Annotated in this window: 14 protein-coding genes and 1 tRNA gene; 11 read left to right on the top strand and 4 right to left on the bottom strand. The window is 36.3% G+C overall.

The genetic code is table 11. The annotated features are described in order from the left end of the window. Nucleotides 1-2: 2 nt before the first annotated feature. The 8 genes from EHC72_RS13885 to EHC72_RS13925 all read left to right on the top strand — a co-directional run bounded on the left by EHC72_RS13885 (nt 3) and on the right by EHC72_RS13925 (nt 13131). Nucleotides 3-1577 carry a carboxylesterase/lipase family protein gene (locus EHC72_RS13885; protein WP_211660315.1) on the top strand — a complete coding sequence of 525 codons (1575 nt, stop codon included), beginning with the start codon at nt 3-5 and terminating at the stop codon, nt 1575-1577. A gap of 1333 nt (nt 1578-2910) precedes the next feature. Next, complete coding sequence (locus EHC72_RS13895) at nt 2911-3954, top strand: FecR family protein (protein ID WP_131538315.1); 1044 nt, start codon at nt 2911-2913, stop codon at nt 3952-3954. Next, nucleotides 3954-7010, top strand: a complete 3057-nt coding sequence (locus tag EHC72_RS13900) for a TonB-dependent receptor (protein ID WP_131538316.1) — start codon at nt 3954-3956, stop codon at nt 7008-7010. The genes EHC72_RS13895 and EHC72_RS13900 overlap by 1 nt, the downstream gene beginning before the upstream one ends. A 25-nt stretch (nt 7011-7035) precedes the next feature. Continuing rightward, nucleotides 7036-8244 carry a DUF4876 domain-containing protein gene (locus EHC72_RS13905; protein ID WP_131538317.1) on the top strand — a complete coding sequence of 403 codons (1209 nt, stop codon included), beginning with the start codon at nt 7036-7038 and terminating at the stop codon, nt 8242-8244. A gap of 15 nt (nt 8245-8259) precedes the next feature. Further along, a complete protein-coding gene (locus EHC72_RS13910) occupies nt 8260-9840 on the top strand; it encodes a DUF6850 family outer membrane beta-barrel protein (RefSeq protein ID WP_131538318.1) in 1581 nt (526 codons plus the stop codon). A gap of 8 nt (nt 9841-9848) precedes the next feature. Next, nucleotides 9849-12095 (top strand): HEAT repeat domain-containing protein, encoded by a 2247-nt coding sequence (locus EHC72_RS13915; RefSeq protein ID WP_131538319.1) that lies wholly within the window; start codon nt 9849-9851, stop codon nt 12093-12095. A gap of 160 nt (nt 12096-12255) precedes the next feature. After that, on the top strand, nt 12256-12825 hold the full coding sequence (locus EHC72_RS13920; RefSeq protein WP_131538320.1) for an RNA polymerase sigma factor: 570 nt from the start codon (nt 12256-12258) through the stop codon (nt 12823-12825). Nucleotides 12826-13057: 232 nt separating this feature from the next. Next, a tRNA-Asp gene (locus tag EHC72_RS13925) sits at nt 13058-13131 on the top strand. A gap of 58 nt (nt 13132-13189) precedes the next feature. On the opposite strand, the gene EHC72_RS13930 is transcribed toward EHC72_RS13925, so the two are convergent. Continuing rightward, entirely contained in the window at nt 13190-13657 is a 468-nt protein-coding gene (locus EHC72_RS13930) for an Lrp/AsnC family transcriptional regulator (RefSeq protein WP_131538321.1), read from the bottom strand. A 532-nt stretch (nt 13658-14189) separates the two neighbouring features. Here EHC72_RS13930 and EHC72_RS13935 point away from each other — a divergent pair. After that, nucleotides 14190-15359, top strand: a complete 1170-nt coding sequence (locus EHC72_RS13935; RefSeq protein WP_131538322.1) for a DUF1015 family protein — start codon at nt 14190-14192, stop codon at nt 15357-15359. 3 nt (nt 15360-15362) lie between these two features. Here EHC72_RS13935 and EHC72_RS13940 read toward each other — a convergent pair whose 3' ends face one another. Next, entirely contained in the window at nt 15363-16271 is a 909-nt protein-coding gene (locus EHC72_RS13940; RefSeq protein WP_131538323.1) for a LysR family transcriptional regulator, read from the bottom strand. A gap of 92 nt (nt 16272-16363) precedes the next feature. On the opposite strand from EHC72_RS13940, the gene EHC72_RS13945 reads away from it, so the two are divergent. Both EHC72_RS13945 and EHC72_RS13950 read left to right on the top strand, forming a co-directional pair. After that, nucleotides 16364-16993 (top strand): NAD(P)H-dependent oxidoreductase, encoded by a 630-nt coding sequence (locus EHC72_RS13945; protein WP_131538324.1) that lies wholly within the window; start codon nt 16364-16366, stop codon nt 16991-16993. Then, the gene (locus EHC72_RS13950; RefSeq protein ID WP_131538325.1) at nt 16965-17249 is read left to right on the top strand and encodes a putative quinol monooxygenase; all 285 of its coding nucleotides are present in this window, start codon (nt 16965-16967) and stop codon (nt 17247-17249) included. The genes EHC72_RS13945 and EHC72_RS13950 overlap by 29 nt, the downstream gene beginning before the upstream one ends. Nucleotides 17250-17314: 65 nt before the next feature. Here EHC72_RS13950 and EHC72_RS13955 read toward each other — a convergent pair whose 3' ends face one another. Together EHC72_RS13955 and EHC72_RS13960 are read right to left on the bottom strand one after the other, a co-directional pair. Then, complete coding sequence (locus tag EHC72_RS13955; RefSeq protein ID WP_131538326.1) at nt 17315-18169, bottom strand: EamA family transporter; 855 nt, start codon at nt 18167-18169, stop codon at nt 17315-17317. A 163-nt stretch (nt 18170-18332) separates the two neighbouring features. After that, entirely contained in the window at nt 18333-18680 is a 348-nt protein-coding gene (locus EHC72_RS13960; protein WP_131538327.1) for a hypothetical protein, read from the bottom strand. Between the last annotated feature and the right edge of the window lie 94 nt (nt 18681-18774).

Raw genomic sequence — 18774 nt, forward strand, 5'->3', positions numbered from 1 at the left:
TTATGATTACAATAAAAAAATATACTACGCTGCTGCTGCTCTTATTTTCAGTAAGCCACGCTTTCGCTCAGAGCAAAATTGTAAAAGGTGATGAAACTTTGGTCACCCTTAAGGAAGGGAAAATCAGGGGCGCTATTTTGTCCGGCTCTGTGGTAGCTTTCAAGGGTATTCCTTACGCCGAAGCCCCCCTTGGTGGGCTCAGATGGCGTTCACCAGTTCCAAAAAAGAAGTGGGACGGGATAAAAAACGCGGTGGCTTTTGGTTCCAGGTCTCCTCAGCGCAACAGTTATGATGACATGGTTTTTAGAAGCGCCGAAGAAAGTGAAGATTGCCTGTATCTTAATATCTGGAAACCTCAGGTAGCGGATGGTAAGTCCTTGCCAATAGTGGTGTACTTTCATGGAGGAGGGTTTTCCAGCGGGGATGGATCAGAGCCTAGGTATGATGGAGAAAGCATGGCGAGCAAGGGAGTTATTTTTATCACTATAAATTACAGGTTAAGTGTTTTTGGATTCTTAGCGCATCCCAGCCTGTCCAAAGAAAGTAAACGAGGAAGCTCTGGTAACTACGGTTTGCAGGATCAGAATGAAGCGCTGCGCTGGGTGAAGCGCAATATTTCAGCTTTTGGAGGAAATCCAGATCAGATCACCATTGCTGGAGAATCTGCGGGTTCTATGTCGGTTTCTGCCCAAATGTGTTCACCACTTTCAAAAGGACTTTTTCATGGGGCAATAGGACAAAGCGGGTCAGTGTTAGGGTTTGAGCCACCTGTGAGTTTAGCAAATGCGGAGAAGATAGGGGAGGAATTCGCCAAAGCTTGCGGAGCAAGTAGCATTGATGAGTTGCGAAAAATTCCCACTAATGAGCTTTTAAAGCGCTCAAAAGATTACTGGTTTCCCCTAACAATAGACGGTTACTTTTTTGTAGAACAACCACTTATTACCTACAGCTACGGTCGTCAGATGGATGTACCACTTCTGGCTGGATGGAATACAGCAGAGCGAAGTATGAATACTATTCTTTCCAATCAGAAACCTACAGCTGAAAATTATAAGGCCGGAGTGGAAAAGCTCTTTACTTCCAAGAGCAAAGAAATAGTGGCACTGTATCCGGCAACTGCAGATGAACAGGTCGCACAGTTGGCGACTGAACTTGCTAGTGATCGCTTTATTTCCTATTCTACATGGAAATGGATTGATGTGCATAGTAAAACAAACGGGTATCCTGTTTATCGATATTTGTTCTCTAGAAAACGTCCAACTTTTATCGGACAGGGGGCTCACAATGCAGATGTCATGGGCGCGGTACATGCTTCGGATATTGAGTATGCCCTTGGAAATCTCAATCTAAATAAGAGTTATAAATGGGAGAGTGAAGATTTTGAAACTTCAAAAGTCTTTCAGTCTTACCTGGTAAACTTTATAAAAAGCGGTAATCCAAATGGAGACGGTCTTCCCAGGTGGTTTGGCCTTCAAAGCAGTATTCCCAAAGTTATGGTTATTGATAATGATAGTAAATCTATACCTGAAAAGAACGGGAAAAGGTACATGCAGCTAGACGGTATAATAAATCCTTAGTGTGATTTTTTTTCCTCTGGATACCATTAAGGCAATGCAATACAAATATTGTTAGGGTTGGGTTGGTCGATCTATTTACTAAAAAGCAAATATTGTCAGTGGATAAACCAGAATAGACTGACAGTTTAGCTAATGAGATACAAGGTCAATTAATTATAGTGCTATGAGAGCATGAACTACCAACATCCTAATTTTATTTACCTCCTATAAAAGCGATAACACTATTGCACCACATATGCAACTAAAATTTTGTTGAACCAAAATGCATTAAGAATATTACAGTAGAGCAAAATTGCAGAACGATTAAATTTGCGTTATACCTTAAAGCAGAGTTTTGAGGGCTGTGAATTAAATTGTTAAAATCATAAAGGCCTTTTGCATCAACCTTTAAAGTTTTTGCTTAGGTCGCCACATTGGATAACCAGCCTAGAATGGCCCCGTTCCAGCGGAAATAAAATTGTTGTGAAGTTTGCTTGTTTTTATTTAGTGAATTGGCGGAAGCGTTCAAATGAATTGGTTTGTGCACCAGTGATGGGAATGAAATTCTGGAACTTTAAGAGCACTCCAACATTAGTCCAAACGTATATCTTACCGATTTGAGAATGCCTAATATGCATGGACTTCAACTCACGGTTGAAATCAGTATGAGATAGTTAGAGGTTGTTATTTTTTCTTTGGAAGTTGAATTGTTTTATATTGGGGAGTTTAAAAGAGCGGGAGCGTTCGCGGTTTTGCATATAATATAATAATAGATCATAATTACCTTGTGGAAGCATTTATCGACATTGCCAAACAGGAACGACTAATCACGGAGGTTTTAAAAAAACTGGGATTCGAGTCGGAACCCAACTTCCTTTAGGCAGAGGGTAAAAATTAATCTTTCGTGCAATACCGGCCTATCAAGTCGATATCACAAAATATTTTGCAAAGTTTGCATAAAATTTGCACATTAATCATCTGTTAAATTAGTTAATTTTAGTAGCACCTTATGATTATATATTTATATAGTTCTTATATTTGATTGTCAATTACAGTCAAATAGTTGCAAAATATTGGTGAGCATTTAGTGAGCTAGCTGTTGTTAAATTTTTTAAAAACCTTATTATCAAAGATATATGGCAGGTTTTCGAGTCCCGTCCATTCCGCAACAAAAGCCTTAACTTGAAAAAGTTGAGGCTTTTTTGTTTCTTAAAAAATCCAAAATATCTTTTAAGTCTAGCATAAATTCTTGCCTTTACAATTGCTCCTATTAAAAGCAAATGAATTTAAAAAAAATTGAGCCGTGGGATAAAAGTGCCCTTTCAAACTGTATTGTTTGTGAAGTACCCTAACTATGGCAAAAAACATTAAAAATTATTCTAGCTATCAACTGTTCGATTTCTTGCTTGATCCTGATTTTAAATCGTGGATTCTTAATCCTGATCCAGAGATTAATAGCTATTGGGAGCAGGTTTTGGCGGCGTATCCGCAAAAAAGAGATACCATTGAAAAAGCGGCTAAAATTGTAAAGAATCTGCCCGATGTAAAAACTGAAAATAGCAGTAATCGAGCAAACCAACTGTGGGATAAAATAGATGAAGAAATTAACGTAAAAGAGGCAATCGCTTCCAAGGCACCACGAACTTTAAAAGTACACTATTTACAATACACAAAATACGCAGCGGTATTAATAGCGGCTGCATGCATTTTATTTGCAATAAATACCTTTCAAAATGCAGAAAAAATTACAGTTTTTACGGGTAATGGACAAAATAAATCTGTAACGCTTCCAGATGGTAGCACCTTGCAATTAGCACCAAATTCATCTGTATCATATCTTAAAAATATAAATCATCAAACACAGCGTGAAGTTTGGGCAACAGGAGATGTAAACTTCAATGTAAAACATATTAATCAAAATCCAGAGCATATAAAAAAAGGCGAACGCTTTGTTGTTCATCTTAATCAAGCTATTAATGTGCAGGTTTTAGGAACGGTTTTCAGCATAAGCGAAAGACGCGGCAATGCAGTTGTTCACTTACAATCAGGGTCCGTTAAAATTTCAAAAGCAAATCAGGAATTATTACTTAAACCAGGAGAAAGTGCCATTAGCAATACTAAAACCCAACAATTGAGTTTAGATAAAACGGCACCAAAATTTAGCCACGAATGGGAAAGTCACGTTTTAAGCCTTAACAAAACCAAAATCAGTACAATCATAAATATCATTAACTACAGTTATGGTGTGAAACTTATTGTAAGCGATAAAACTATTTTAAATAAAGAAATAGATGGTGCTATACCACTTGATGATTTTGAAAAAGCATTCAGCATACTTAGTAGCATTACGGACGGAAAACTTCAAAAACCCGCCAATGCGATTACAATAAATAAATAATGGTAAAAAAATTACTCATCCTTTTATCTATCTCCATTACCACCTGTGTTGCAAAAGCGCAGCAAAAAATTGGTTTAAATCAAGCCTTAAATAAGGCTGCCAAGGTGCTTAAAGTAAAATTTACATACGAGCATAGTTTAGTAAACGGCTTAACTGTTTCTTACGACGAAGCATTGCTTAAAAACGGAGGTTTAAATAAAGTACTTGATAAATGGCTAAATGGCACTAATTTAACTTGGGATGCCATTGGGGAAAAGTATTTTACAATTATAAAAAAATCAGGTAAAAATGATTTAAAGGTCAGTGCTCCAGTTAATCAACAAATTGGTTATGATGGTAAAGGATTTAACAATGGCATAATTTCTATGCCTTTTAGCGAAGCGAAACAAAAATCAAATCAAATTGAATTAAGTGGAACTATAACTGAAAATAAAACCGGACAGATTCTTAGTCAAGTTACCGTTAGTATAAAAGAGCTTGGTGTTACTACGATGACAGATGAGGCTGGACGATACCTTTTTAGAAATCTAATTGGCGGAAAAATTACTGTGCGGGCGCAGTTTTTAACGATGGTAGCCAAAGAAAAGGAAATAATCGTTGCACCGGGTAAAAAATATAATCTTGATTTTGAACTTGATGAAAACGTACTCGATTTAAAAGAGGTTGTTGTGGTGGCAGCCGAAGGTAAATCAGGCGGGGCTACGGCATCCATAATTTCACAAAAAGCAATAGAGCATTTGCAGGCTACGAGTTTGGCAGATGTGTTGCAGCTTTTACCGGGAGCACTAGCAACCAATCCAGATTTTTCAAATGTAAACAAAACAGCGCTCAGACAAATTAGTGCCGATAATATGGGTAGTTTAGGTACTGCCGTAATGATTAACGGATCGCCTGTTTCTAATAATGCTAATTTGCAGGTACTTAATCCTGCTAGCGCAGGTGCTAATGCATCTTTCTCTACCAGTAGTGGCGCAGGTACAGATTTGAGGCAAATTTCTGCTGATAATATCGAATCCATAGAAGTAATACGTGGCGTGCCATCTGTAGAGTATGGCGATTTAACTAATGGTGCTATTTTGGTTAAAACTAAAGCTGGGCAAACGCCTTTTCAGCTAAAAGCACGTATAAATCCAACGCTTAATCAGTTATGGGCAGGTAAAGGATTTAATTTAGGTAAAAAGGCAGGAAACCTGAATGCCGATATTGATTATACCAAATCTTATAGCGATCAACGGTACGCTTACGATGCCTACAATCGAATTACGAGCAGTTTGTTATACTCCAATAAGTTCTTTAAAAATCAACCCTTATATACTTCAACTGGCTTTTCTTTTGCCAAAAATATGGACGAACTGAAACAGGATCCTGATGATGCCAAAACACAAACAGAAAATCGAGCCCAGGATAATGCCTTTCGTTTTAACACCAGTGGACGATGGAATTTGAGCCGAAAATTTGCGCAGGTATTAAACTACAATGTTAGCGTAAACTACGCCGTACAAAAAGGCTACCAGCAAAGTTTGGTTAGCAATTATATTTATCCAACTTCTTTTGCCACTAAAGATACTACCATGGCAGGTATTTATGTACCTAGCGAATATTTAAGTAGGGTATGGGTAGATGGTAAGCCTTTTAACCTTTTTGCCAAATTAACTAATAGCTTCTATCTGAAAACCGGAACTTTTAATCATCGCTTTTTAGTAGGTGGAGAATGGCGTACGGATGCAAATTATGGAAATGGTAAAACCTATGATGTTACCCGTCCGCCGCGTTTAAGTGGTAATAGTGCGAGCAGACCTTTTGCCTACAGCGATATTCCGGCATTAAATCAATTATCGTTATACATTGAAGATCATTTAACGGGTGCATTTTTAAACCGTAATCTTGATATTCAGGCTGGTTTACGTTACGACAATATTCAACCAAAAGGACTTTTTAAAAGTGGTATTGATCGTGTTTTAGCACCCCGCATAAACCTTTCGTATCAAATTATGGATAAGTTGAGTATTAGAGGTGGGTATGGAATTACAGCCAAAGCGCCAACATTGTTATATCTATATCCGCAAGATGCTTATTTCGATTTCCTTAACCTGAATTATTACGCTGATAATGCCGCAGAGCGATTGGTTGTGGTAACTACAAGAAGATTTAGCAGCCAAAATGCCAATCTTAAAATTGCAACCAACAACAAAGCTGAAATAGGTTTCGATTACACATTGTTTGGAAATAAAAAGCTTCAGGTAACGGCTTACAGCGAAAAAATTAAAAATGGGTACGACTTTGCTACAACACTTCAAAGCGCATTAATTATTCCAATAACGAGTTACAATGTAGTTTCTAAACCTGTTGGGCAGCCTCCTGTTGTTGAAGCTGGTGCCGTAACTAATTATGTAGCTACCTATAACTTGCCAACTAATAATCAAAGCACAAAAAATCGTGGTGTAGAGTTTGATTTAGATCTGGGGCGATTTGATGCCATTCGCACATCATTTGTACTAAACGGCGCATTGCTAAATACCCAAACCACCAGTACGGGCTATTATGTTGTAATGCGTACCACAACAGGAGCCGCACCTGCTAAAATCCCGATTTATAATCCTGGTCGTGGTACTGAATATACTCGTGCAAGTTCTACGCTTCGCATGATCCATAACATCCCACAAGCAAAACTCATTATTACACTCGCTGCACAAACCATCTGGATTGATAAGAATAAATATTTAGGCTATGAATCCATTCCGATAGGCTATATACAAACCAACAGTGGTAATACTGTGTGGCTAACGGAAGCGCAAAGAAATAGTGCTGCCGTAATTAATGATAATGAGTTAAACTTAAACGTACAACAACAATATTATATAACTGAAAGCTGGAAACCTTTATGGTTATTCAATCTGCGATTGACCAAGGAAATCGGCAAATCCATCAGTTTCTCCTTCTTCGCCAATAATGTGCTTATGGATCGGCCGCTTGAAGAAAGCAACAGATGGGCAGGGCAATACAGCCAGCGAAACCCTAAACTCTTCTTCGGGACAGAAATAAGCGTCAAATTTTAATTGAAATATAAAATCACGAATAACAATGAAAAAAACAAATCCTTTATTTATCCTCTTACTGGCAATAATGGGCTTTGCCTTGCAAGCTTGTAAAAAATCAAGCTCTGAAGCGCCAACGGTAAGTTATACCGTTACCGTGGCCTACCCAAGCACTTATGCGCAAACTAAAGCAAGTGGTACAACTGTTACATTAACAAACTCTACCACCAATGTAAAAGTGAGTGCCACGGCAAGTGCCGATGGAATAGCAACATTTGGAGCGCTATTGCCGGGTAACTACCAAGTTAGTGCCGAAAGAACTTTAACAGCTGCTGAAGCACTTACTTTAACTGGGATAGAAACGCAGGTGTTTTTAAATGCATCGGCTACTAATCAGTTAATTACTGCAAATGGTAACCTTAATTTGCAATTGGGAGGCAGTAAAGTTGGCGGTTTGTTATTTAAGCAAATATTTTATACAGGAACCAGAACCGCATCAAACGGTACTTATTTTACCGATCAGTTTTATGAGATTTACAACAACTCAACCGAAGTTATTTATGCTGATAGTCTTTACTTAGGCGAAAGTGGTGGAAATCCTGGTCTTTCTACAAGCTCGGTACCATTTGCTTTTGATAAGGCAGCGGGCAACGTTTATTTAACAACAGTTTGGATGATACCTGGAACAGGAAAATCGCATCCAATTAACCCTGGCGAATCTATCGTAATTGCTAGTAACGCTATTAATCATAAATCAGACCCAGCTGGCAACCCTAACTCAGTTAATTTAGGTAAAGGTATTTCTGATTTTGAAGGTTATGTAGCCAGCACAGGTAAAGATGTAGATAATCCGGATGTTCCAAATTTGGATTTAGTATTATTTACAACTTCAACAAATACTTGGTTAACTTCTGTTTTTGGACCAAGCATGGTTATTTTCAAAACAAAAGATTTCAGTAAATACAAACAATCGGTAGAACCTGGTACAAGCAACGGTCGCCTTTTTGTTGAAGTACCCGGTGCTGATGTAATTGATGCTGTTGAGGCTTTAGCAAATGCAAACGCCGTAAGTTATAAACGTTTTCCAAGTGCGCTTGATGCAGGTTTTTCTTACTGCTCTGGTAGTTATGTTGGCGAAGCGATTGTGCGTAAAGTACGCTCAACCGTAAATGGTAGAAGGGTATTGCAAGACACAAACAATTCTACAAACGATTTTACCACCACTAAAAATATCCTTCCGAAAGGTTGGCAGTAATATAAGCTGAAGGGCATGTTTAAAAAAATCAATACCACAATTTTAATTTTTCTTACTGCATTTAGCGCCATAAAGTTAAAAGCGCAACAAGCAGATAGTACTAATATTTTGCCTGCTTATATTACTTTGTTTGGGTATAATGCCTTATGGTATAACGGTAATAACGCAGCAGGCTTAAGGCAGGATAGTATACTTACGTTCGGAAAAACAAAACTTGGTTTTGACCAAATGCAAGGACAATTTAAACTCGCCCAGCAAGCAAAAGATAGTCAAAGGTTAAACTTCGAATCAGAAAGATTTCAGAACATTGGAAAAACCCTTTTTTATGGAAAGTTTTCTTATACCCAGCAATGGGATAAGCAATTGCGGTTTTCTGATGTTCTTGATCCTTACCGAGGCACTCCTTACCTCTTGGCAGATTCTATTGGTGGCGATTGGAAAAAACAATTGTATGCTTTAACATTGAAAGCTGCAAGCCCGGCGTTGCTTAACAATAAGCTAACCTTTGGTTTGGGTACAACTTTAAATGTAGCTACTGGTGCCCGCCAAAATGACCCGAGGCCATTATCAACCAGCAATCAAATTACTATAGCGCCAAGTGCCACGTGGAAATTAAACAAAAGCAATTTAATCGGTTTAAACGGTTGGTACAGTCGCTATCGTGAAGATATCTCATTAGAAGTAAAAAATAGCAGCATCAATTACAGCCTTTATAAATCACTTGGTTTGGGTCAGTTAGAGTTGCCAACAACTTTTACCACAGGAGCATCTCGCATTTATAAAGGCAATAAATGGGGTGGTAATATTCAGTACCAATTGAAGAATAATACCATAACTTGGTTAAACAATTTTGGCTATCGTACTTATCAGGAACAAGTGGCCGATGGTACATCCGTTCCACGCAAATCAGGCACTTGGAAGCAAACTGCCTATAGCTTTAACAGTAATTTAAATATCGGGAATAAAAACTTTTTACATCGATTTGCTTTAACGCTACAAAGATTGGAAGATCAGGGAATAGAGTTTCATGAGTTTTACAACACCAGCCTTAAAGCCTGGCAAACCTTATTGGAAGCAGAGTTTTATCTCGCCGAAACTGATCAGGCAAGTTTAAGTTATACGTTGATTAAACCAAATAAGGAGCATGTATTTAACTGGCTTGCTGAAATTGGCGGTAGCTATTATTCAACAAACAAAAGTTATCTTCTACCGGCATCTTCTCAAGTTATTTCAAATGCAGGTATCTGGCTAAAAGGCACAAAAGTGTGGAGTTTTAATCGCAATACCAATTTACAAACCGGAGTTACAGCGTTATACAACCAAAATTTAAATCAATCATTAAGCTATATTCCTATCACTGGTGATAGAACGCTACTGGCAAGAGAGGTACTTTATCCAGATCACGATTACTTAAGTAGTAATTTTATAGCCACTACGGTTAATCTTCAAATAGATTTTAAAGTAGAAAAAGTTAAAAATGTAAGGTTTTTAATTGCAGGTAGTGTAAGTAATCAACACAGTTTAACCACAAATATTTATCCCAATGCAACAGGCAATCGCAACTATTGGAGCTTTAGCCTTGGCGCATTATATTAAAATAAGATATGAAGACGAAAATCAAAATCAGTTTCGCCATAGCGATTGCTGTTTTATCAGGGGGAATTCAAACCTTGAATGCTCAGCAAATAGAAAAACCTACTAAAACCAATACTCCAACTCGTTTTGCCATTGTGGTAGATGAAGGCACTTTTAAACAGGCAAAGGCCGAAATTAATGCTTATAAAGCCGCCTTGGAGCAGCAAGGATTAGGTACTTATATCATTTCCAGTAAATGGAAAAAACCAGAAGAAATTAGAGCGATTTTAAAAAAATTACACAACGAAAAGCCAGCATTAGAAGGTGCCGCATTAATTGGGGATATTCCGATTCCAATGATTATGAATGCACAACGTTTAACCTCTGCATATCGCTTGGATGAAGCAAAAGCAGGTTTAAAGGCTGCAGTGCCATCAGATCGTTTTTACGATGATTTCGGCTTGGAATTTAATTTCCTGAGCCAGGATAATGTAAATACAGAACAGTTTTTTTACAGTTTAGCACCCAGCAGCCAACAAGTAATCAATTTAGATATTTACACTGCAAGAATTAGAGCACCTTTTATTAAAGGCAAAACGCGTTACGAATCCATTAAAGACTACCTTAAAAAAGTAGTAGCTGCTAAAAATGAACAAAATCCACTTAATACTATGATGGTTTATAGTGGAATGGGTTATGCGTCAGAATCTGAAACCACTTGGGCAAGTGAACAAGTGGCACTTAGAGAGCAATTACCCAATTTATTTAAGCCAGGATCATCGGCTAAGTTTATTAATTCTAAAATGATGGGCGATATTAAATCTGGTCTTTTAGCTGAAATAGAACGTAAAGATTTAGATTTAGCCATTTTCCACCAACACGGTTATTCTGATGAACAACTAGTAAGTGGATCTCCAAGTGTATCTTTTCCACAGCCATCAATAGAAAATGTTCGTCGTTATTTACGAAACAAAATTCAGGATGCTAAAAAAGACGGAAGAGATGTAGAAGAAACAAAAAAACGTTTTCAAACTACATTAGGCGTGCCAATGGTTTGGATGGACAATGCACTTGTTGACTCTGTAGTAAAAGCAGATTCGGTATTTGAAGCCAACGGACGCATCACTATTGATGATATTGATAAAATTACGCCAAATGCTCGTATGGTTATTTTAGATAACTGTTATAACGGATCCTTCCATCATGATGACTACATGTCTGGACACTATATTTTTGGTAAAGGAAAAACCGTAGTAGCAATGGGAAACTCCATTAACGTTTTGCAGGATGTGTGGACAACCAATTTAATTGGCTTATTACAACATGGAGTTAGAATTGGAAACTGGTTTAAACAACAACCATATTTAGAAACTCATTTAATTGGCGATCCTACTTTTACTTTCTCTACTAAAAACACAGTTGATTACAATAATGCCATTGTAAACCTTGATGGAAATAATGCATTGTGGATGGAACTGCTTAAGGGAAATGACGCCGATTTACAGTCAATAGCTCTGTATCAAATTGCTAAAACAAAGAATGAAGCCAGCAGTAAATTATTGAAAGATACCTATTATAACTCGCCATTTGCAGCTACAAGAGCATCTGCTTTCACGTTATTGAGCCAGTTAAATACCCCTGATTTTGCATCGGTAATTAAAGATGCTGTAAACGATCCTTATGAGTATATCCGTAGAAAAGCCGTTAACCTGATTGGCGATTTTGGTGGAGATGAATTTGTACCCGTACTGGTGCAGTCGGCCATCAGCGATTGGCCATCAAAAAGAGTAGGATACAACTTAGGTAACTCACTTTCGTTTATGAACAGCGAAACCGTACTTAAAAACATGGAAGAAAGCCTAAATAATCCAGAATTTTTATTGCGTAAAGCAGAAATTCAGAAATTGATTACTAAACAAAAATCAAGCTTAGATAAGGTTAAAAAAGACGATGCTATAATGGCTGATAAATCTGCCGATTTGAAAAAACGAACCTTTAATGTTACCACATTAAGAACATATAGCTATCACAAACAGATTCCATCAGCAATTAAAATTATATTAGATGGATCAGAAAGCGAAGCATTAAGATTAAATGCAACGGAAGCATTGGGCTGGTACGCTTATTCTTATCAAAAAGATAAAATTATTGCGGCATTAACAACGCTTATTAACGACAAACAAACTTCTGATAAGCTACGAGCAGAAGCCACGAGATCTCTTAACTATCTTAAAGCTTTTACGCCTGATTTTAACAACGCCATAGCTGCAAAATAATTAAATGGGCTGTTTGGCTATTAAAACAAGCAGCCCATTTTTTTCAAAAAATAGGTTTTATATAGCCTATGCCTATAATTTAACACATTTAATTTTTGTTATTAAGGAATAAGTGCTATACTTGTTTATTATTTATAATTAATCTAAATAAGTATAGTGAATGTGTGGTTTTGATGAACAGTTACTTTGGACGAATTTTTTGAAGGGTGATAAAAAAAGCTTCGAAGAAATCTATCATCATTATTTCCAATCGCTAAACCAATACGCCATTAGGTTTAACCAAGACATTAACTTTGTTGATGAAGCCATACAAGACCTATTTGTAAAACTGTGGCAAAACAAGGCAAATTTAAACATACCGCAAAGCCCTAAACATTATCTATTAAAATCCTTAAGGAATATTATTTATAACAAAATTACGGTTGTTCGTAAAGAGCTTTATGTTGGTGCAGAAAGCGATATGCTTGCTTTTGAATTTGATATGCATCAAGAACCATCCGATTACAATAAGGAACTTATTAAAAGGTTAATGGGTGATTTAACGATAAGGCAAAGAGAAGCTGTTTACCTCTTCTATCAGGAAGGTTTGGATTATCAGGAAGTAGCCGATATTTTAAAAATTAAAATTGGGGGTACCTACAAACTAATTTATAGAGCGGTTGAAAACATGCGTGAACAGATAAAAAACGCCTCAATTACTAGCGAAGCCATTTCTCCTGCAAAAGTATAAATGTAGTTTAATACCTACTTAACCTTCGTTACTCAATCAAGTCTCTCTTAAAATTAGAAGTAAAAGAAAGTGAATACATAAATCATCACAAATAAAAATATTTGGAATGAGGTTCAATGGGTTACATAAAATTAAGCGAAATTGTTGCTGCAGATAGTAATTAACAAAATAATGTCTTTATATTTGCAATCCCGAAAGGGAAAAGAGGTTCTAACTTTAAAGATGAACAAAAGGAGTGGTAGTTCAGCTGGTTAGAATGCCTGCCTGTCACGCAGGAGGTCGCGGGTTCGAGTCCCGTCCATTCCGCAACAAAAGCCTTAACTTGAAAAAGTTGAGGCTTTTTTGTTTAATTTGAATTATAAAATCATAAAGGATAAGCCGTTTGATGTTTAACTTCAGATAAAGCCAAAAAACTCTGAATACTTCCTACATGCGGAAGCGACCTTAATTTTCCCTGTAAAAATTCATTATAAGACACCATATCAGGCATCACCATTTTAAGCATAAAATCAAAATTCCCTGTTAAGCGATAGCATTCCATAACCTCAGGTAGCTTCACTACTTCAAGCTCAAACTGCCTTAATACCTCTTCAGAGTGGTTTGTTAATTGAATATGAGGAAAAGCAATAAATAGAGATTTTATTTTTTGAATATTAACCAACGCCACGGTATTTTTAATAAATCCTGCCTCTTTTAACTTTTTTACCCGCTCCACAACAGAAGTTATGCTCTTTTGCAGTTGATGACTCATTTCCTTTTGCGTCATTAAACCATCTTTTTGTAAGAGATTTAATATCGCAATATCCGTTTGATCTAATGTGGTATTATTCATAAATAGATGTTTGACTTAGTGTTTATTTTTTGCTTTTTTAGGGATGCTCAAATATATCTAAAAATTAGATTTAGTTTGATTTGAAGCAATAAAATATCTAAAAACAGGTAGTTTTCTTAGTGTAAATTATACAATAAATAGCTTCACTTTAGCTGTCGTAGAAGAATTTAATTCTGTAAAGATTGAAGCAAACATTTCTAAACCAAATAAACAACAGGTATGGGGTGTTTAAAATAGTTTTTTCACCTAAAATTGAGCGCCTGTAGCTTTTAATAGTTAAACCTGTGATATTTACACAGCAAGTGCCAATTGAAATGTAGGTGCTTAAATATCTGTAATTTACCAGTGTAATTTGATTGATTGTTTTGCTTGAAACTTAAAGTTTAAACAAAAGAAAAATGCATGCGTTGTACTCAGATATTAATAAATTGTTTTTATGGACTGACTGTTTCTCAAATTATGAGTTATCAGTTTTAGAACATTTTAAGATTTTTAAAGTTGAAATTCTACTTAACTAATTACGTTTAAATACATGGCAAATATTAAAGCATTTAGGGCTTTACGGCCTAATGGCGAACAGATTAATAACCGATTTATTGCGCATGCAAAAGTGGGACAGGGGAAGGAAATGCTTGAAATAAAAAAAATGTTGGAGCCTAAAAAGGGAACTCCAATGGTTTTTGAAAACATTCAAACCTATGATAGCAACCTAAATGAGCTAATTGATGCCGGGTTGTATCATCAGGAAAAGGAGCCTGCAATTTATATTTATGAACTAGAAATTAACCATCGTAAACAATACGGAGTATGGGTAATGACGGATATAGAGGATTTGCTTAATGGCGCTATGATTACGCATGAAAATACCCTGGCTGAACGTGAAGCCCGACTAATTGGGTATAGAAAAGATGTTGGTTTGGAGGGATCGCCAGTATTATTAACTTATCGGCCGCATGCTGAAATTAATAATTTAGTAGAAAATGTTATTAAATCTCAACAGCCTATTGTATTTTCTATAGGCAAAAAAGAACATCGTATATGGAAAATTAAGGATGTGCCATTGATAGAAAAATTTAGAGATGCTTTTCAAAATATTGAGCGCTTTTATGTGGCCGATGGGCATCATCGCCTTGCTGCTGCAGAAAAATTACATAAAACAAACCCCCAATGGATTACGGCTTTATATGTGCCGAGCAACCAAATTAAAATAAGTGAATTTAACAGACTTATTATTCCCGATAAGGAAGTGTCGAAAATAGAGTTGTTCAGCGTATTAGAAAAATATTTCTATATATCACCCATTCCAGGCAATGTTCCATTCCGCCCTAATAAGTTGCATTGCTTTGGCGTTTTTTACAATAACAAATGGTATCAATTAGATTTGAAAGCAGGTGAAGCATCACTTTATCATGAAACTGATGTAGCAATTTTGCAGCATAAAATTTTACAGCCTGTATTTAATATTGATAATCCAAGCGCCAATCCTTGCTTGTTTTCTTATCCAGCCAACCAATGGGACGAGATGTTAGCGGTTATAAAATCTAATCCTAAGGCGGTTGCTTTCAGCCTTTACCCAATGAATGTAGATCAACTGATTGGGCAAGTAGAAAATAAAGTGACTTTGCCACCGAAATCTACCTTTATTGAACCTAAAATTCCCTTCGGTTTACTTTTGTATAGCCATAAACTTGATGAAGAATAGTATTTAATCTTCTATTCTAGTCATTACTTTTTTAAATAAACTTTTAATTAAATCAATTTCATCAGCATATTGAGTTTTTTTGCGACAGCCAAAATATAATGTATTTTTAAGTTTGGTAGTACCTTCCCAAATCACCTTAATTTGGCCATTCTCAACTTCTCTTTTGCATAAAAAGTCGGGTATAATCGCTAAACCACTCCCGCCAGAAAGGCAACGAACAATCGAATTTAAGTTTGGAACGATGTAGTTAGGCCTAAAATCTGGATGTTTGCCAAAATTTAACTGCCAAAAACGTAATAAGTGTTCCATATCTCCAGTTGTTCCATACCATTTTTGGCTTTTGAGCCACTCTTCAATCTGTGCTACATCTTTTTTAGCGGCAATCTGTTTAAAAGCATCCCCATCAGTTTCATTTCCTCCAACTAAAACAATGGTTTCTGATGAAAAAGCTTCATGTTCTATGTTTGGCGAACTTCCTTTTTGAGGTGTAATTATCAAATCCAAAATACCTTTATCCAATTGATCGAGCATTTCAGGATACTCCCCAAATCTAATAATCACATTAAATGGAAGGGTAGATATATATTGCTCAAGCGTAATTTGAAAGGTTTCAAAACACATACCTACGCTTATTGTTGGCGTATGCTTTTCTGTGCTTTTCTGGAAATTTTTTTCTGCTTCCTCTAGCTTAGTTAGCGGTTCTATAACAAAGTTATAAAGTACTTTTCCCTTTTCAGTTGGCAACATTCTTCGCCCGGTGCGCTCAAATAACTTGTAGCCAACATAACTTTCTAATGAGCTTAAGTGCAAACTTACGCCAGGTTGCGAAATAAAAAGACTTTCTGCAGCACCTGTTAAAGTACCAGTTTTGTAAATCGCTTTAAAACTTCTATACCATTCTAAATTAACCATGCTATTATAATTATGATACAAAGATATGATTTAACTTATTTTTATGATAAGATGATCGCTTGTAATTTTGTGCTATCAAAAAAGAAAATGATATGACAAAGATATTCATCATAAATGGCGGACAGAAATTTGGTCACTCAGGTGGAAAGTTCAACGAAACGATTGCTAAAGAAACAGCGAACTTTTTCTCTAATAATGGGGATTTTGAAGTAAAAATGACTAACATTAATCATGATTACGACCCCAAAGAGGAAGTAGAAAAATACGTATGGGCAGATATAGTAATTTATCACACCCCAATTTGGTGGTTTCAGGTACCGCATGAATTTAAAAAGTATATTGATGTTGTTTTTACCGAAGGGCATAACAACGGAATTTACCATAGTGATGGGCGTTCATCTGCCAATCCAAAAATAAATTATGGAACTGGCGGTTTGTTGCATGGCCGGAAATATATGGTTACTACTTCATGGAATGCCCCCAAGGAAGCTTTTACTTTGCCTGGCGAGTTTTTTAATCAAACGAGCGTAGATAATGGCATCTTATTCGGTTTTCATAGAATGAACGCATTTACAGGCATGAAACCCATTCCTGGAATCCATTTTCACGATGTGGAGAAAAACGCTGACGTGGTTAATGACATGAAATTATATAGAACACATTTAGATCAAAACTTTATTAAGTTAAAAGAATATGAGCATTTATCTAACAGTAACAATTAAGGGGAAACAAGAAAAATTAGGAGAATTAAAAGAACTCTTGCTGGATATGGTTGCAAATTCAAGAAAAGAAAAGGCTTGTCTGCAATACGATTTATATCTACATGTTGAAGACAATACCTTTATTTTTCACGAAGAATGGGCAGATCAGGCAGGGCTTGATGCGCATAACGAGCAGCATTATATAAAGGCATTTGGAGAAAAAGCCAAAGATTTTGCCAATGATATTGTAATTTACAGTACAATAAAACTTGCATAAATAGAATCAATTATAAGGTTAATAAGCTGCAATTGCGTGATGAACATTTGCGGCTTATTTATTTACTATAATTTTGATCTTTTGGCAGTAAGTGTAGAACCAGCACTCGCAATAACTACAAATGCCACGGCAAGGCATTCGGTAAAGTTTAGCTTTTCTTGTAAAAATATAAAAGCACAAATTGAGGCAGCAGCAGGCTCCAGGCTCATTAAAATACTAAAGGTACGTGATGGAAGTTGTTTTAAAGCTTTCATTTCTAACGTAAAAGGTATTGCACTTGATAATAATGCAAGTGCGGCACCCAAGCCAAGTAATTTCGGATTTAAATTGCTTAAACCACCGCTAAAAATTCCAAAAGGTAAAATAAGTGCTGTTGCGAATAGCATTCCAATGGTTACAGCTTCGCCACCATTCATAATTTTAGAAATTCTGCCACCAAGTAAAATATAAGCTGCCCAAAATCCTCCAGCAGTAAGTGCTAATAAAGCACCAACTAAGTCTACCCCTTTGCCCGTCCAAGGTGCAATTAGCGCGATGCCAGCGCCAGCTAAAATTACCCATAAAAAGTCAATTACTCTTTTTGAACCGAGAATAGCGACTAATAAAGGCCCGAAAAACTCTAGTGTTACGCCTAATCCAATTGGAATTCTCTCAATAGCAAGATAAAAAACCATATTCATGGCGCCCAGAGATAAACCGTATGGAATTACAGCTTTCCATTGTTTAGCGGTTAGTTTACTCAAATTAGGGCGGTATGCAATAACTAGAATAACAGCCGATAATCCAATTCTTAATGAGGCCGTGCCTGCGGCGCCGATTGACGGAAACAAACCTTTCGCAATTGCCGCACCAAATTGTACGCTTAAAATGGCTAATAATACTGCAGGAAGAGGAGGAATGTTTAGTAATTTGCTTTTCATTAAAGAACTTGATATCTGAATCGCCAAAGCTACGAAATCCAAATTCCTTATAAGTTAATTTAATGACAGATTAGCCCCCTGTACTTATATTTCGAATCTATTTTAAACAAAAAGGGCTTGCAAATTCTTATTTACAAACCCTTCCATTTAAGTTTTTAATCTTTTAGCTAAATAATTCCTGTTCATCGCGGTCGGCAGTAGGTATCTTCTTTAAAAAATCATCAAAAGACGAACCGATATGGTCAGAATAAATGCCATATGCATCTAAAATATATCCAATATTCTTGTCCTGATCTTCTACTAGATATAAAACGGAGTTATCTGCTGGATCAGAATCGCCCTCAAAGCGGTAAGTTTTAACAATAGTTAAATCTTCTGGTTTATAAATTTTTCCTAAACTTAATGCCTGCATTTTACCATGATCAGACATTTTTAATTCGTTATCTTTTCCTTTTAATCTCAGCTTTTCTAAAATCTGACTTAAAGTATTCATTGCAGTCGACTGTTCCATAGTTTTATGATTTTTAGTACTAGTTAAACAAGTGGTTTGGCAAAATGGTTTTCTTTGGCGGCGTAATTAAATTTAATGTGCTTTATGCAATTAG

Source organism: Pedobacter nototheniae (assembly GCF_004335085.1).
Classification (GTDB): domain Bacteria; phylum Bacteroidota; class Bacteroidia; order Sphingobacteriales; family Sphingobacteriaceae; genus Pedobacter; species Pedobacter nototheniae.

Bases quoted from the DNA above. Each gene is read 5' to 3' on its own strand.
- EHC72_RS13955 (WP_131538326.1), bottom strand. From the start codon at position 18,169: ATGAAAAGCAAATTACTAAACATTCCTCCTCTTCCTGCAGTATTATTA.
- EHC72_RS13900 (WP_131538316.1), top strand. From the start codon at position 3,954: ATGGTAAAAAAATTACTCATCCTTTTATCTATCTCCATTACCACCTGT.
- EHC72_RS13945 (WP_131538324.1), top strand. From the start codon at position 16,364: ATGACAAAGATATTCATCATAAATGGCGGACAGAAATTTGGTCACTCA.
- EHC72_RS13935 (WP_131538322.1), top strand. From the start codon at position 14,190: ATGGCAAATATTAAAGCATTTAGGGCTTTACGGCCTAATGGCGAACAG.
- EHC72_RS13905 (WP_131538317.1), top strand. From the start codon at position 7,036: ATGAAAAAAACAAATCCTTTATTTATCCTCTTACTGGCAATAATGGGC.
- EHC72_RS13910 (WP_131538318.1), top strand. From the start codon at position 8,260: ATGTTTAAAAAAATCAATACCACAATTTTAATTTTTCTTACTGCATTT.
- EHC72_RS13885 (WP_211660315.1), top strand. From the start codon at position 3: ATGATTACAATAAAAAAATATACTACGCTGCTGCTGCTCTTATTTTCA.
- EHC72_RS13915 (WP_131538319.1), top strand. From the start codon at position 9,849: ATGAAGACGAAAATCAAAATCAGTTTCGCCATAGCGATTGCTGTTTTA.
- EHC72_RS13950 (WP_131538325.1), top strand. From the start codon at position 16,965: ATGAGCATTTATCTAACAGTAACAATTAAGGGGAAACAAGAAAAATTA.
- EHC72_RS13960 (WP_131538327.1), bottom strand. From the start codon at position 18,680: ATGGAACAGTCGACTGCAATGAATACTTTAAGTCAGATTTTAGAAAAG.
- EHC72_RS13920 (WP_131538320.1), top strand. From the start codon at position 12,256: ATGTGTGGTTTTGATGAACAGTTACTTTGGACGAATTTTTTGAAGGGT.
- EHC72_RS13940 (WP_131538323.1), bottom strand. From the start codon at position 16,271: ATGGTTAATTTAGAATGGTATAGAAGTTTTAAAGCGATTTACAAAACT.
- EHC72_RS13930 (WP_131538321.1), bottom strand. From the start codon at position 13,657: ATGAATAATACCACATTAGATCAAACGGATATTGCGATATTAAATCTC.
- EHC72_RS13895 (WP_131538315.1), top strand. From the start codon at position 2,911: ATGGCAAAAAACATTAAAAATTATTCTAGCTATCAACTGTTCGATTTC.